11 protein-coding genes are annotated in these 13973 nt (G+C 69.6%); 8 read left to right on the top strand and 3 right to left on the bottom strand.

All coding sequences use genetic code 11. The annotated features are described in order from the left end of the window. Positions 1 to 18: 18 nt before the first annotated feature. Positions 19 to 1392 carry a PQQ-dependent sugar dehydrogenase gene (locus AC0IYU_RS20605; RefSeq protein ID WP_472120547.1) on the bottom strand — a complete coding sequence of 458 codons (1374 nt, stop codon included), beginning with the start codon at positions 1390 to 1392 and terminating at the stop codon, positions 19 to 21. A gap of 141 nt (positions 1393 to 1533) precedes the next feature. Here AC0IYU_RS20605 and AC0IYU_RS20600 point away from each other — a divergent pair, with 141 nt between their 5' ends. The 7 genes from AC0IYU_RS20600 to AC0IYU_RS20570 all read left to right on the top strand — a co-directional run bounded on the left by AC0IYU_RS20600 (position 1534) and on the right by AC0IYU_RS20570 (position 11637). After that, on the top strand, positions 1534 to 2301 hold the full coding sequence (locus AC0IYU_RS20600) for an alanyl-tRNA editing protein (protein WP_472120545.1): 768 nt from the start codon (positions 1534 to 1536) through the stop codon (positions 2299 to 2301). 43 nt (positions 2302 to 2344) lie between these two features. Then, entirely contained in the window at positions 2345 to 4582 is a 2238-nt protein-coding gene (locus AC0IYU_RS20595; protein WP_472120732.1) for a protein-disulfide reductase DsbD family protein, read from the top strand. Positions 4583 to 4677: 95 nt separating this feature from the next. Then, a complete protein-coding gene (locus AC0IYU_RS20590) occupies positions 4678 to 5370 on the top strand; it encodes a thioredoxin family protein (RefSeq protein ID WP_472120543.1) in 693 nt (230 codons plus the stop codon). 125 nt (positions 5371 to 5495) lie between these two features. Beyond that, entirely contained in the window at positions 5496 to 6848 is a 1353-nt protein-coding gene (gene tcuC, locus AC0IYU_RS20585; RefSeq protein ID WP_472120541.1) for a tricarballylate/proton symporter TcuC, read from the top strand. A 164-nt stretch (positions 6849 to 7012) separates the two neighbouring features. Next, positions 7013 to 8122, top strand: coding sequence for a uroporphyrinogen decarboxylase (gene hemE / locus AC0IYU_RS20580; RefSeq protein WP_472120539.1), 1110 nt, complete (start codon positions 7013 to 7015; stop codon positions 8120 to 8122). 457 nt (positions 8123 to 8579) lie between these two features. Continuing rightward, on the top strand, positions 8580 to 10679 hold the full coding sequence (locus tag AC0IYU_RS20575) for a primosomal protein N' (RefSeq protein WP_472120730.1): 2100 nt from the start codon (positions 8580 to 8582) through the stop codon (positions 10677 to 10679). A gap of 49 nt (positions 10680 to 10728) precedes the next feature. After that, positions 10729 to 11637 (top strand): hypothetical protein, encoded by a 909-nt coding sequence (locus AC0IYU_RS20570; RefSeq protein WP_472120537.1) that lies wholly within the window; start codon positions 10729 to 10731, stop codon positions 11635 to 11637. A gap of 11 nt (positions 11638 to 11648) precedes the next feature. On the opposite strand, the gene AC0IYU_RS20565 is transcribed toward AC0IYU_RS20570, so the two are convergent. Continuing rightward, on the bottom strand, positions 11649 to 11858 hold the full coding sequence (locus tag AC0IYU_RS20565) for a hypothetical protein (protein WP_472120536.1): 210 nt from the start codon (positions 11856 to 11858) through the stop codon (positions 11649 to 11651). A 320-nt stretch (positions 11859 to 12178) separates the two neighbouring features. Between AC0IYU_RS20565 and AC0IYU_RS20560 the strand changes: the two genes are divergently transcribed. Beyond that, the gene (locus tag AC0IYU_RS20560; protein WP_472120534.1) at positions 12179 to 12841 is read left to right on the top strand and encodes a hypothetical protein; all 663 of its coding nucleotides are present in this window, start codon (positions 12179 to 12181) and stop codon (positions 12839 to 12841) included. A gap of 15 nt (positions 12842 to 12856) precedes the next feature. Here AC0IYU_RS20560 and AC0IYU_RS20555 read toward each other — a convergent pair whose 3' ends face one another. After that, the gene (locus AC0IYU_RS20555) at positions 12857 to 13915 is read right to left on the bottom strand and encodes an AEC family transporter (protein WP_472120532.1); all 1059 of its coding nucleotides are present in this window, start codon (positions 13913 to 13915) and stop codon (positions 12857 to 12859) included. Positions 13916 to 13973 lie beyond the last annotated feature (58 nt).

Here is a 13973-nt window from a genome sequence, read left to right as displayed (position 1 = left end):
AGCACAACGGGCGGCGGCTTATTTGTCCTTCGACACCCGCCACACCGCATTGCCCACGTCGTCCGCCACGATCAGCGCGCCGCTCTTGTCGAGCGTCACGCCCACCGGGCGGCCCTGGGCCTTTTCGTCGGCGGTGAGGAAGCCGGTCAGCACGTCGACCGGCGGCCCGCTCGGCTTGCCGCTGATGAAGGGCACGAACACCACCTTGTAGCCCGATTTGGGCTTGCGGTTCCACGAGCCGTGCTCGCCGATGAACACGCCGCTGGCGAACTGCTCGGGCATGACGCCCGCGCGCGAAAACGCCATGCCCAGCGGCGCGACGTGCGAGCCCAGCGCGTAGTCGGGCGCGATGGCCTTGGCCGCCATCTCGGGGTTCTGCGGCGTGACGCGCGCGTCGACGATGCCGCCGTAGTAGGTCCAGGGCCACCCGTAGAAGGCGCCGTCCTTCACCGAGGTGAGGTAGTCGGGCACGAGGTCGCTGCCGATCTCGTCGCGCTCGTTCACCACGGTCCACAGGGCCTTGGTGTCGGGGTCCCAGCCCATGCCGTTGGGGTTGCGCAGGCCGCTGGCGAACATGCGCTTCTCGCCCGACTTCGTGTCGACTTCCCAGATGGCGGCGCGGCCTTCTTCGGCCGCGAGGCCGTTCTCGCCGATGTTGCTGTTGGAGCCGACCGTCACGTAGAGCTTGCTGCCGTCGGCATTGGCGATGACGTTCTTGGTCCAGTGGTGGTTGATGCCCGCGGGCAGCTGGGTCACCAGCGTGGGGTTCACGCTGATGGCGGTCTGGCCCTCGGTGTAGGGCACCTTCACCAGCGCGTCGGCGTTGGCGATGAAGAGCTCGTTGCCCACCAGCGCCATGCCGTAGGGAGACATCAGGTTGGTCATGAAGACCTGCTTGACCTCGGCCACGCCGTCGCCGTTGGCGTCGCGCAGCAGCGTGATGCGGTTGGCGCTGGGCACGCCGGCACCGGCGCGGCCCATGACCTTGCCCATGACCCAGTTGCGCACCTTGGCCACCACGCCGTCGCCGCCGTCGGTGGCGCTGCCTCCGGGCTTGGGCGGCTTGTTGCTCTCGGCCACGAGGATGTCGCCGTTGGGCAGGGTGTAGACCCAGCGCGGATGGTCCAGCCCGCGTGCCAGCGCCGTGACCTTCAGGCCTTCGGCGGGCGTGGGCGTGGCGGTGTCGGTCCAGCCGACGGCGGGGGCGACGTTGACGGTGGGAATCAGCGTCTTGTTGGGTTCGGCCAGCTTCGGGGTGGGGCCGGTGGTGGCCTCCGGCGTCAGCTTGGCGGCCTCGCCGCAGCCGGCGACGAGCAGCGCGACGGCCACGGCCACGGCGGGCGCCTGCCAGGGAAACGCGTTGCGGGTGGGGGCTTGCTGCGGTGCTTTCATGCGTGATCCTTTGAGCGGTGTTGGCGGTTCGGGCCACCTGTCGGCCGGATCATCCCCCGCGTGCGCGGGGCGGGGCTGTCGGTCGTGGGCGCTTTCTGGCGTGGGCGCACCTGATTCGGGCATCGCCGCTACCATCGCGGCATGACCGACGACCTGTTCCGCGCCGACGCCTACCTGCGCACCTGCGAAGCCCGCGTTCTGCGCATCGACGAGGCCGGCATCGTGCTCGACCGCACGGTGTTCTACCCCTTGGGCGGCGGGCAGGCCGGAGACAGCGGCGTGCTGGCCCTGGCCGACGGCCGCGAAGTGATCATTGCCGACACCCGCAAGGCGAAGAACGAAGAAGGCCAGCCGACGGACGAATTCGTCCATGTGCCCGCCCCGGAACAGGCCGGGTTGCTGGCCGCGCTGAAGCCCGGCGACACCGTGACCGCCCGCATCGACTGGGAGCGCCGCCACCGGCTGATGCGCTTCCACACCGCCTCCCACCTGCTGTGCCACCTGGTGCCGGTGCCGGTGAACGGCTGCTCCATCACCCCCGACTACGCGCGCATCGACTTCCACATGACCGATCCGCTGGACAAGGAGGCGCTGACGGCCGGGCTGGCCCGGCTGGTCGAGGCGGCCCATCCGCTGACCGTGGGCGCCATCACCGACGCCGAACTCGACGCCAATCCCGGCCTGGTCAAGAGCATGAGCGTGCAGCCGCCGCGCGGCCTGGGCACGGTGCGCACCATCCGCATCGGCGCCTCCGAAGCCGAGGGCGGCGTGCAGATCGACTTCCAGCCCTGCGGCGGCACGCATGTTGCAAACACCTCGGAGATCGGGGCGATGGTGGTCACCAAGATCGAGAAGAAGAGCGCCAACAGCCGGCGCGTGGTGCTGGGCTGGGCTCCCGTGGCCGCCTGAAGCGCCCGGAACTTCGCCCCCATCGATGGCTCCGACTGCAGGCATGATCTTTTCGCGCATTCATTTCGCTACGCTTCTGATAGCAACCGCCGCAGCCAGCATGCCGGCTGCCGCGCAATTGGCGTCCAAACCGGGCGCGGTGGTCACCACCCCCCACGTGCGCGCCGAACTGATCGCGCATGCGCCCGACGGCGTGGCGCCCGGCGCCCCGGTGTGGGTCGGCCTGCAGATCACGCACCAGCCCGATTGGCACACCTACTGGAAGAACGCCGGCGATTCGGGCCTGCCTACGGAAATGACGTGGACGCTGCCGCCCGGCGTGTCCACCGGCGAGATCGCCTGGCCGGTGCCCGAGAAGATCGCGGTGGGCAACCTCGCCAACTACGGCTACGAGAACACCGTGCTGCTGCCGGTGCCGCTGGAGGTGTCCACGCTGTACAAGCCGCCGGTGGCGCTGGGCGCCACGCCGGCCATGGACATCCAGCTCAAGGCCTCCTGGCTGGTGTGCCGCAAGGAATGCATTCCCGAGGAAGGCACCTTCTCGCTGTCGTTGCCGCTGCAGGGCTCGACCGCGCTGCACAAGGCCGATTTCGACACCGCCGCGGCAGCCCAGCCCCAGCCGCTGGCCCGGCCCGGCACCGTGGAGGTCGACGGCCACACGCTGAAGGTGCGCCTCGAAGGCCTGCCCGCCGCCGTGCAGGGCAAGACGCTGGGCTTCTTCCCCGAGACCCCCGAGGTGATCCGCACCGCGGCCGTCTCCGGCAAGGACTGGACCCAGGCCTGGCAGGACAACGGCACCTGGACCGCGACGATTCCGCTGGCCGACCAGCGCAGCGCCAGCCCCACGGCGCTGCCGCTGGTGGTGGCGCTGGCCGAGGCCGACCGGCAGGCCGGCCAGCCGATCGCCTGGCGCGCGGAGCCGCCGGTGTCGGGCACCTGGCCCGCCAATGCCGCGCCGCGCGCCGAGGTGTCGCCGGCGCTGCAGGCCGCCCTCACTGCCAATGCCGCCCTCGCCGTGAATGCGGCCGCGGCGGCACCGGCCGCGCTGAACGCGCCGTCGGCCACCACCTTCATCGCCGCCCTGTTCGGCGCGCTGCTCGGCGGCCTGCTGCTCAACCTGATGCCCTGCGTGTTCCCGATCCTGGCGATCAAGGTGCTGGGCTTCGCCCGCCAGGCGGGCAACGACAGCGCGCACCGCAAGGCCGGTCTCGCGTACACGGGCGGCGTGATGCTGTCCTTCCTCGCGCTGGGCGGCGCCATGCTGGCGCTGCGCGCGGCCGGCGCCGGGCTGGGCTGGGGCTTCCAGTTGCAGTCGCCGGGCGTGGTGGCGGCGCTGGCGGCGCTGTTCACGCTGATCGGGCTGAACCTGGTGGGCGTGTTCGAGTTCGGCCGCGCCGCACCGTCGTCGGTCTGCAGCGCGCAGGCCAAGCATCCGCTGGCCAACGACTTCCTCTCGGGCGTGCTGGCCGTGGTCATTGCCTCGCCGTGCACCGCGCCTTTCATGGGCGTGTCGCTGGGCTTCGCCATCGGCCTGCCGGCCGCGCAGGCGTTGCTGCTGTTCGCGGCGCTGGGCCTCGGGCTGGCGCTGCCCTACCTGGTGGCCAGCTTCGTGCCCGCCATCGCGCGGCTGCTGCCCAAGCCGGGCCCGTGGATGCACACGCTGCGCCGCCTGCTCGCATTCCCGATGTTCGCCACCGTGGCGTGGCTGGTGTGGGTGCTCGGCCAGCAAAGCGGCATCGACGGCGCGGGCACGCTGCTGGCGCTGCTGGTGTGCATGGCCGCCATCGTCTGGGCGCTCACGCTGCGCGGACGCACCCGCATGGTGATTGCGGGCGTGCTGATCGCCTTCACCGCGCTGCTGAGCGCCGCCATCGGGCGCAATGTGTTGCAGGCCGTGGAGCCCGCCACGCTCGCATCGGCGGGCCCCCAGGGTGCCGCCGGCCAGCGCTGGCAACCGTGGTCCGCCGAGCGCGTGGCCGAACTGTCGGGCGCCGGCCAGCCGGTGTTCATCGACTTCACCGCCGCCTGGTGCGTGACCTGCCAGTACAACAAGAAGGCCACCCTGGCCGACGCGCAGGTGCTGGCCGACTTCGATGCCAAGAAGGTCGCCATGTTGCGCGCCGACTGGACCCGCCGCGACCCCGCCATCACCGCCGCGCTCACCGCGCTGGGCCGCAGCGGCGTGCCGGTGTACGTGCTGCAGGCGCCGGGCAAGGCGCCGGTCGTGCTGACGGAAATACTGGGCAAGGACGAGGTTCGCGCCGCACTCGCCGCGCTTTGACCGCCGCTGTGACATGGGTTGTCACAAGCACTTGAAGAAACCGTTCTAAGCTGCAGTTGTTGTTTGGAATTTTTCTTTTGGAGTTCAAGCTGGCCATGTCTCTTTCGCCAACCGTCGACTCGCGTTCCCTGCGTGTCGCGCGCAATGCCCGCGCCGCCCTGAGCCGGGCCTCCCGCCGTGCCGTCGTCGCCGCCGCGGTGGCACTCGGCGCCACTTTCCTGATGGGCACCAATGCCGCCGCCGCCCCCGCCGTGGGCCAGCAGGCACCCGATTTCGTGGCCGTGGACACCACCGGCGCCAAGCACAAGCTGTCCGATTTCGCGGGCAAGTTCGTCGTGCTCGAGTGGACCAACCCCGGCTGCCCCTTCGTGCGCAAGCACTACGGCAGCGGCAACATGCCCGCCACGCAAAAAGCCGCCACCGACAAGGGCGTGGTGTGGCTGGCCATCAACTCCACCGAGCGCGCCGCCAGCGACTACCTGAAGGCCGACGCGCTCGACGCATGGATGAAGTCGCAAAAGGCCGCGCCCACCGCCGTGCTGATGGACGAGGACGGCGTGATCGGTCAGGTCTACGGCGCGCGCACCACACCGCACATCTTCATCATCGACCCCAAGGGCACGCTGGTGTACGCGGGCGGCATCGACAGCATCGCGTCGGCCCGGGCGGAGGACATCAAGACGGCCACCAACTACGTGAACCGGGCGCTGGGCGAGGCCTTCGGCGGCAAGCCGATCTCCACGGCCAGCACGCGGCCCTACGGCTGCTCGATCAAGTACAAGACCTGAGCGCCGAATCCCATGCCCCGCGCGACGGCGCCGGGGCGTGACAGCTACCTGACCGGCGCAGTCAGGCAGCGGTCGGGAAGCGCGGCTTACCCTCGGCGACCACATACGCCACAGGGGACAACAACATGAAGACCGCGCCCTCCACAGCGCCGCAAGGCGCGCCCGCCCGCGCCACCGTCGGCGCCTCCTCCTCATCGTCCTCCTCGAAAGTCGCCACCGTCCTGCGCGTGACCGGCGGCAACTTCATGGAGATGTTCGACTTCTTCCTGTTCGGCTTCTACGCCACGCAGATCTCGAAGGCCTTCTTCCCCTCGGGCAACGAGTTCGCCTCGCTGATGCTCACGTTCATGACCTTCGGCGCGGGCTTCCTGATGCGCCCGCTGGGCGCGATCTTCCTGGGCGCGTACGTCGACCGCGTGGGCCGCCGCAAGGGGCTGATCGTCACGCTGGCGCTGATGGCCACGGGCACGCTGCTCATCGCCTGCGTGCCGTCGTACGCCACCATCGGCCTGGTGGCGCCGCTGCTGGTGCTGATCGGCCGGCTGCTGCAGGGCTTCTCTGCCGGCGTGGAGCTGGGCGGGGTGTCGGTGTACCTGTCGGAGATGGCCACGCCGGGCCGCAAGGGCTTCTACGTGAGCTGGCAGTCGGCCAGCCAGCAGGTGGCCATCGTGGTGGCGGCCGCGCTGGGCTACTGGCTCAACGTGACCTTCACCTCGCAGGAGATCGGCGACTTCTACTGGCGCGTGCCCTTCTTCGTGGGCTGCCTGATCGTGCCGGTGCTGTTCATCATCCGCCGCTCCCTGCAGGAGACCGAGGAGTTCATGGCGCGCAAGCACCGTCCGGACGCCCGCGAGATCTTCCAGTCGATGATTGCGAACTGGGGCCTGGTGGTGGCCGGGATGATGCTGGTGTCGATGACCACCGTGTCGTTCTACCTGATCACCGTCTACACGCCCACCTTCGGCAAGGCCGTGCTGCACCTGAGCACCACCGACGCGCTGATCGTCACGCTGTGCGTGGCCGTCTCCAACTTCATCTGGCTGCCGATCATGGGTGCGCTGTCGGACCGCGTGGGGCGCAAGCCGCTGCTGATCCTGTTCACGGTGCTGACCATCCTCACGGCTTACCCGTCGCTGAAGTGGCTGGTGGGCGCGCCGAGTTTCGTGCGCATGCTCGAGGTGGAACTGTGGCTGTCGTTCCTCTACGCGAGCTACAACGGCGCGATGGTGGTGGCACTGACCGAGGTGATGCCGGTGAACGTGCGCACCGCGGGCTTCTCGCTGGCATACAGCCTGGCCACCGCGCTGTTCGGCGGGTTCACCCCGGCCATTGCGACGGGGCTGATCGAGATGACCGGCGACAAGGGCGCGCCGGGGCTGTGGATGACGGCGGCGGCCATCTGCGGGCTGATTGCGACGCTGGTGCTCTACCGGCGCAACGTGAGCGCGGCGGACTCGCGGCGCGTGCCGGTGGTTTGAGTTTTGCTGGGCGCCGGTTGGTTTTTTCAGGGCGGGTGCGCCCCGATCAACGACCGCTCTGCTCAAAGCTCACGCTGCTGGTGATTGGCGATCAACCACGGCTCTGACCACGCCCTGAACGACGACGACACCTCCGGGCACCGTCCCCCTGCGACAATCGCCGGATGCCTTTCGCCCCCCTGAAAAACGACACCTTCCTGCGGGCCTGCTGGCGCCAGGCCACCGACCACACGCCCGTCTGGCTCATGCGCCAGGCCGGGCGCTACCTGCCGGAGTACGTCGCCACCCGCGCCAAGGCCGGCAGCTTCATGGGGCTGGCCACCAACACCGACTACGCCACCGAGGTCACGCTGCAGCCGCTGGCGCGCTACCCGCTCGACGCGGCGATTCTGTTTTCCGACATCCTCACCGTGCCCGACGCCATGGGCCTGGGCCTGTCGTTCGAGGCCGGCGAAGGCCCGCGCTTCGCGCGCCCGGTGCGCGACGAAGCCGCGGTGGCCGCGCTCGAAGTGCCCGACATGGACAGGCTGCGCTACGTGTTCAGTGCCGTGGCGTCGATCCGCAAGGCGCTCGACGGCCGCGTGCCGCTCATCGGCTTCTCGGGCAGCCCGTGGACGCTGGCCTGCTACATGGTGGAAGGCGCGGGTTCCAGCGACTACCGCCTGGTGAAGAGCATGCTGTACAGCCGCCCCGACCTGATGCACCGCATCCTCGCGGTGAATGCCGATTCGGTGGCCGCCTACCTCAACGCGCAGATCGACGCCGGCGCGCAGGCCGTGATGGTCTTCGACAGCTGGGGCGGCGTGCTGGCCGACGGCGCGTTCCAGGAATTCAGCCTGGCCTGCACCGCGCGCGTGCTGGCCGGCCTGAAGCGCACCGGCGCCGACGGCGAGCCGGTGCCGCGCATCGTGTTCACCAAGGGCGGCGGCCTGTGGCTGGACGCCATGCGCGAGCTCGACTGCCAGGTGCTCGGCGTCGACTGGACGGTGAACCTGGCCGCCGCGCGCCAGCAGGTCGCCGAGGGCGCCGACGACAAGGCCAAGGCGCTGCAAGGCAACATCGATCCCAATGTGCTGTTCGCACCGCCCGCGCAGATCGAGGCCGAAGTGGCGAAGGTGCTGAATGCCTTCGGCAAGCCGCACGCCGACCGCAACGCCAAGGGCCCGACCCACATCTTCAACCTGGGCCACGGCATCAGCCAGTTCACGCCGCCGGACCACGTGGCGGCGCTGGTGCAGGCGGTGCACAGCCAGTCGCGTGCCCTGCGCGGTTGAAACTGTGAACTGGCGGGGGCGGACGGCGCGCAGGCGTCCGACCGCCCCCGAAAAGGCGGTCCGCAGCCGTTTGTCAAGCGCAAAAACGGTATATGGGTACTGACTTATGCACAAAACCCGTGCTGCACTGCGCAAGATTATCCGGGGGATCCGCCCCTTTGCTCCCAAAGCAATAGCACCGCCAAGTTGTTGATTTATATGGGATTTGAACTTTGCTTTTTTTCCGGGCAATCTGGCCGGAGCCTTGATTTACAAGGCTTGGCGGCGTGTAGCGCCCGGTTGTCAACAAAGTTATCCACAGAAACTCTGGATGGATTCCAAAGCTGTGAGAAATCAACGACTTAAGCGAATGTGCTCAAAGTCGCTTTAACAAACCTTGCCAAGAAGTATTCCCATCGCCGACGCCGCCCTCCCTCATGACGGGACCGTCCATCCGACGAACGGTAGCCCCTCGGGCCTGCCCTGGCGGCTCGACGTCGCGGTGCAGACCCCCGCGCATGCCGCCCTGGGCGACCTGCTGAGCTACGCCGGCGCCGAGCCCCTGCCGCCCGGCACGCTGGTGCGGGTGCCGCTGGGCAAGCGCGAGGTGCTGGGCGTGGTGTGGAACCCGCCCACCGCCCTGCAAGGCGCAGCGCCGGACATGGCGCTGAAGCCCGTGGGCGCCGCGCTGGACGCGCTCGAGCCCCTGGGCGTGGCCTGGCGAGACCTCGTGGCCTTTGCCGCGCGCTACTACCAGCGCTCGATCGGCGAGATCGCCCTGGCGGCTCTTCCGCCGCAGCTGCGCGACCTGAGCACCACGCAGCTGGCGCGCCGCCTCAAGCGCAAGACGACGGCCGGGCCGGTGGCCGAGACCGCCGAATCTTCGAATTTGATAGCACTGAGTGCAGAGCAGACGGCCGCATTGGCCCGAATCGATGCCGAAACCGGCACCTTCCTGCTCGTCGGCAGCACCGGCAGCGGCAAGACCGAGGTCTACCTGCGCTGCGTGGCGGACCTGCTGGCGCGCGACCCCGCCGCGCAGGCGCTGGTGATGGTGCCCGAGATCAACCTCACGCCGCAGCTCGAAGCCCGCTTCAAGGCCCGCTTCGGCGACGAGGCCGTCGTGTCGCTGCACAGCGGCATGACGAACCCGCAGCGCCTGGCGAGCTGGCTGGCGGCGCACGGCGGCGCGGCGCGCATCGTGCTGGGCACGCGCATGGCGGTGTTCGCGTCGATTCCGGGGTTGAAGCTCATCGTGGTCGACGAGGAACACGACCCCAGCTACAAGCAGCAGGAAGGCGCGCGCTACTCGGCGCGCGACCTCGCCGTATGGCGCGGCCAGCGCGAGAAGGCCAAGGTGATCCTGGGCTCGGCCACGCCTTCGCTCGAAAGCTGGCACCAGAGCCGCCCGCCAGAGGGCGACGACGCGGGCGGGCGCTATGTGCGCCTGGCCATGCCTTCGCGCATCGGCGCGGGCGAACTGCCCACGGTGCGCCTGGTCGACATGAACCTGCAGCCGCCGAAAACGGTCATTTCAGGCGCCCTGCTCGACGCCATCGGCCAGCGCATCGCACGCGGCGAGCAGAGCATGATCTTCCTGAACCGGCGCGGCTACGCCCCGGTGCTGGCCTGCGGCGACTGCGGCTGGAAGAGCGAATGCCCGCACTGCAGCGCCTACCGCGTGTTCCACAAGATCGACCGCACGCTGCGCTGCCACCATTGCGGCTTCACGGAACGCGTGCCGCGCGCCTGCCCAGCCTGCGGCAACCCCGACATCGCGCCGGTGGGCCGCGGCACCGAGCGGCTGGAGGAGCACCTGGCCGAGCTGTTCGCCACGGTGAAGCACCCGGACGGCAGCGCGGTGCGCATCGCGCGCATCGACGCCGACAGCACCAAGAAGCAGGGCGCGCTCGAATCGCAGCTCGCCGCAGTGCACGCGGGCGAGGTCGACGTGCTGGTCGGCACGCAGATGATCGCCAAGGGCCACGACTTCCGCCGCATCACGCTGGTGGCCGCGGTGAACCCCGACGGCGCGCTGTTCTCCAGCGACTTCCGTGCGCCCGAGCGCCTGTTCAGCCTGCTGATGCAGTCGGCCGGCCGCGCGGGCCGGGACGCGGCCTACCTCGCGGCGCAGGGCGCCAAGGCCGAGATGTGGATCCAGACCCACCACGCGCAGCACCCGCTGTTCACGGCGCTGCGCCAGCACGACTACGCCGCCTTCGCGCAGCAGCAGCTCGACGAACGCCGCGCCGCCGCCATGCCGCCCTTCGCCTACCAGGCGCTGCTGCGGGCCGACGCGCGCGAGCAGGCGGTGGCGCAGGGCTTCCTGAACCTGGCCGCCGACAAGGCCGAGGCGCTGCCGGGCGCCGACCTCGTCACGCGCTACCCGGCGGTGCCGCTGGCGATTCAGCGCGTGGCCAACGTCGAGCGCGCGCAGATGCTCATCGAAAGCCCCTCGCGCGCCGCGCTGCAGCGCCTGCTGGCGCTGTGGCAGCCGCTGCTGCACGAACTGCGGCGCACGCCCGAGGGCAAGGGCGTGATCCGCTGGCTGGTCGACGTCGATCCGCACAGCATCTGAGCCGCTTGTCCTGCAAGGCTAAAGCCGGGGCGTGGCGAAAGTGACTCGCATGACAACTGCCCCCACTCCCTTGGCGCGCCGCGCGTTCGCACCGTGGCTCCTGGCGGCCTGCGCGGCGCTGTGTGCGTTGCCGGCCGCGGCGCAGCAGCCTGCCCCTGCAGCCGCTGCCGCCGCTGCCAACGGCGGCGAGGCATTGCGCGCGAAGCTCGATGCGCTGAAACCGCAGCTGGCAAGCAACGCCTTCAAGCGCCCGCTGACCATCGAGTCGAACGAAAGCTCCGACCGGCTGAGCGGCGACGTCTATGCGCTCGTCGACCACCCCTTCAACCAGGTGAGCGGCGCGCTGCGCGAGCCGGCCGCCTGGTGCCAGGTGCTGATGCTGCACCTCAACACCAAGCACTGCGCGGTGAAGAGCGGCGGTGCAGCCCTGGCCGTGGCCGTCGGGCGCAAGTTCGACCAGCCGCTGTCGGACGCGCAAAACATCGACTTCGCCTACCGGGTGGGCAAGGCCGACGCCAACTACCTGAACGTGCGCCTGAGCGCGGCCACCGGGCCGCTGTCCACGCGCGACTACGCCATCGTGCTGGAGGCCACGCCGGCCGACAACGGCAAGACCGCCATCCACATGAGCTACGCCTACGCCTACGGCACCGCCGCGCGGCTGGCGATGAAGGGGTACCTCTCGACACTGGGCAGCGACAAGGTCGGGTTCACCTCGAAGGGACAGGGCGAGCACATCGGCGGCGTGCGCGGCGTGGTGGAGCGCAACACCATGCGCTACTACCTGGCCATCGACAGCTACCTGGATGCGCCGGCCGCGGGCCAGCTCGAACAGCGCCTGGGCGCGTGGTTCGACGCCACCGAGCAGTACGCGAAGCAGCTGCACGAGGTCGACCGCAACGACTACATGACCATGAAGCGCCACGAGTTCGAGCGCTTGCAGCAAGCGCCTTCCTGACACCGCGCTTGTCAGTGGTAGCCGGTCGGTTCCTTGCCCATGTCGACGTAGCGAAGCTCGTTGTGCCGGCGCCTCACCATGCTGCTCGGCCAGGCGAACACCACGAGACTCAGCGCGGCCAGCGCGATGGCGGTGGCCGTGCCGAACTTGCTGGCGTGCCAGCACCAGCCGACGCCGGCGAGCCACGAGAACCACAACAGGATGCGAACCAGAATTGCCATTGCGCGCCCCTATTCACACCTTTGACGTACAAGCACTGTAGCAGCGCAACTGCAAACGGAAGCATTCAACTGAAGTGATAGCGCTGCCTATGCCTTAAGGCCAGCCTTGGCTTACCCGAAAATTTGTGAAAAAACAGTTGACTGCCTCCCCCGGCGCTATTCAAGCTGTAACCGACGCGAACCCGTCGCGGGTTTCGTCTTCCAGGCAAGTTCGCCCGTCGAAAAGGCAAAGGCCCCCAGGGTCCGCAAAGGTCGCCATGAAACCGCCGTCCGCACCAGGTTGGGTTTTGTCACTTGCGACCTGCCTCGCGTGCCTGGCCTTGGCCGCCTCGCCCTCGGCCGGCGCGGCCGAGCTGGCGCTGCAGGGCAGCCGGCTGGTGGTCGCAGGCATGCTCGACGGCACCGCCGTCAAGGAATTCACCGACCATCTGGCCAGCGGCACGGTGCGCACCGTGGTTTTCGAGGACTCGTTCGGCGGCACCGCGGACGCGGCCGGCGCCTATGCCGAAGCCATCCGCGCGAGTGGCGTGCAGACCGAGGTGCGGGGCCAGTGCATGGCGGCCTGCGCCTACGCCTTCCTGGCGGGCAAGACGCACCGCTTCGGCTACGGCCCGCAGGTCAACGGCATCATGCTGCCGGTGGCGGTGCGGCCCACGGCCTCCGAGCTGGCAACGCGATGGCGCGGCGACGAAGCCCACAAGACGCTGGCCGACTTCACGCCGCCCGCAGGAGCGGCAGCCACCGCTGCTTCAACTTCCACCGCGGTTTCCACCACGGCCGGCGCCACGCCTGCGGACGCCGGTGCGCCGCCGCCCAAGGACAACTGGCAGCCCGACCACGGCGTGCTCTTCACCGCGAGCCCCACCCTCTTCGGCCGCGTCTACAACACCTACTACTGCGACGGCACGCAGGGCCGCGACTTCTCCAAGTGCGAACGGCTCTCCGACGCCGACCCGTACAAGCTGGGCGTGCTGACGCCGTAGCGCCACCCCGGCCGCTCAGTTCAGCGCGCCGACCATCAGCGGAAAGCTGAAGAACGCCACCACCGTCGTCCACAGGATGATGCGGGCGATGCGGCCGTTGTCGGCACCGAAGCGCTCGGCCAGCATGGCCACGTTGCTCGCGCTCGGCAGCGCCGCGACCAGCACGATCACCACCAGCGCCGCGTGCGACAGCGGCAGTCCCAGCGCCATGGCGCCCCGCCCCAGGCCCCACACCAGCAGCGGGTGCACCAGCAGCTTCACCGCCACCACCGGCAGCACGTCGCTCCACGGCGCTTTCGCCGCGTTGTGTGCGGCCTTCGGGCGCGTGCCCATCGCCTCGGCCACCGCCGCGCTGGCGTCGTGCTCGCGCGCCAGCAGCGCCGAACGCGCCAGCACCGCGCCGATGGTGAACAGCGCCACCGGCGACGCCGCGTCGGCCAGCATGGCGACGGTGCGCTCGAGGGGGCCCGGCAGCTGCCAGCGCGCGGCCGACAGCAGCACGCCCAGCAGGATCGACCACGGCATCGGGTTGACCAGGATGCCGCGCAGCGCCTTGCGCGCCGCCAGCGTGGCGCCCTGGCGCCCGGCCACCGCCACTCCCACTCCCGCTCCCACGGAGCCCACGGCAGCGTCCAGCCGCGAGAGCGCAATGCACAGCGACGAGGTCACCACCAGGTCGAACGCGATCGTGATGATCATCGGCCCCGCCGCCTGCGCGCCCAGCAGGGCCACCAGCAGCGGCACGCCCATGAAGCCGGTGTTGGGAAACGCCGCCACCAGCGCGCCGAAGGCCGCGTCGTTCCAGCCGATGCGCGCATTGCGGGTGGACATCACCACGCCCGCCACCACGGCCAGCGCGCAAACGCCCCAGACCAGTGCGACGCTGCCGTCCAGCAACTGCCCGATGGGCGTGCCCGCGCCGAAGCGCAGCAGCATGCACGGCAGCGCGAAATACAGCACGAAGGTGTTCAGGCCCGGAATCGCGTCCAGCGGCAGGACGCGCGCGCGGGCGGCGGCATAACCCGCCGCGATTAACGCGAAGAAAGGGAAAGTAACAAGGAATACAGGCAGCACCCGTCGATTGTCGTTGCCTGCCGCGATGGCCGCAGGGTCATTGCACAGGGGGGCGCGG

This window comes from Variovorax sp. AC103 (genome assembly GCF_979254005.1).
The sequence above is the reverse complement of the archived record's forward strand: the minus strand, read 5'-3'. Positions and strand labels throughout refer to the sequence as shown.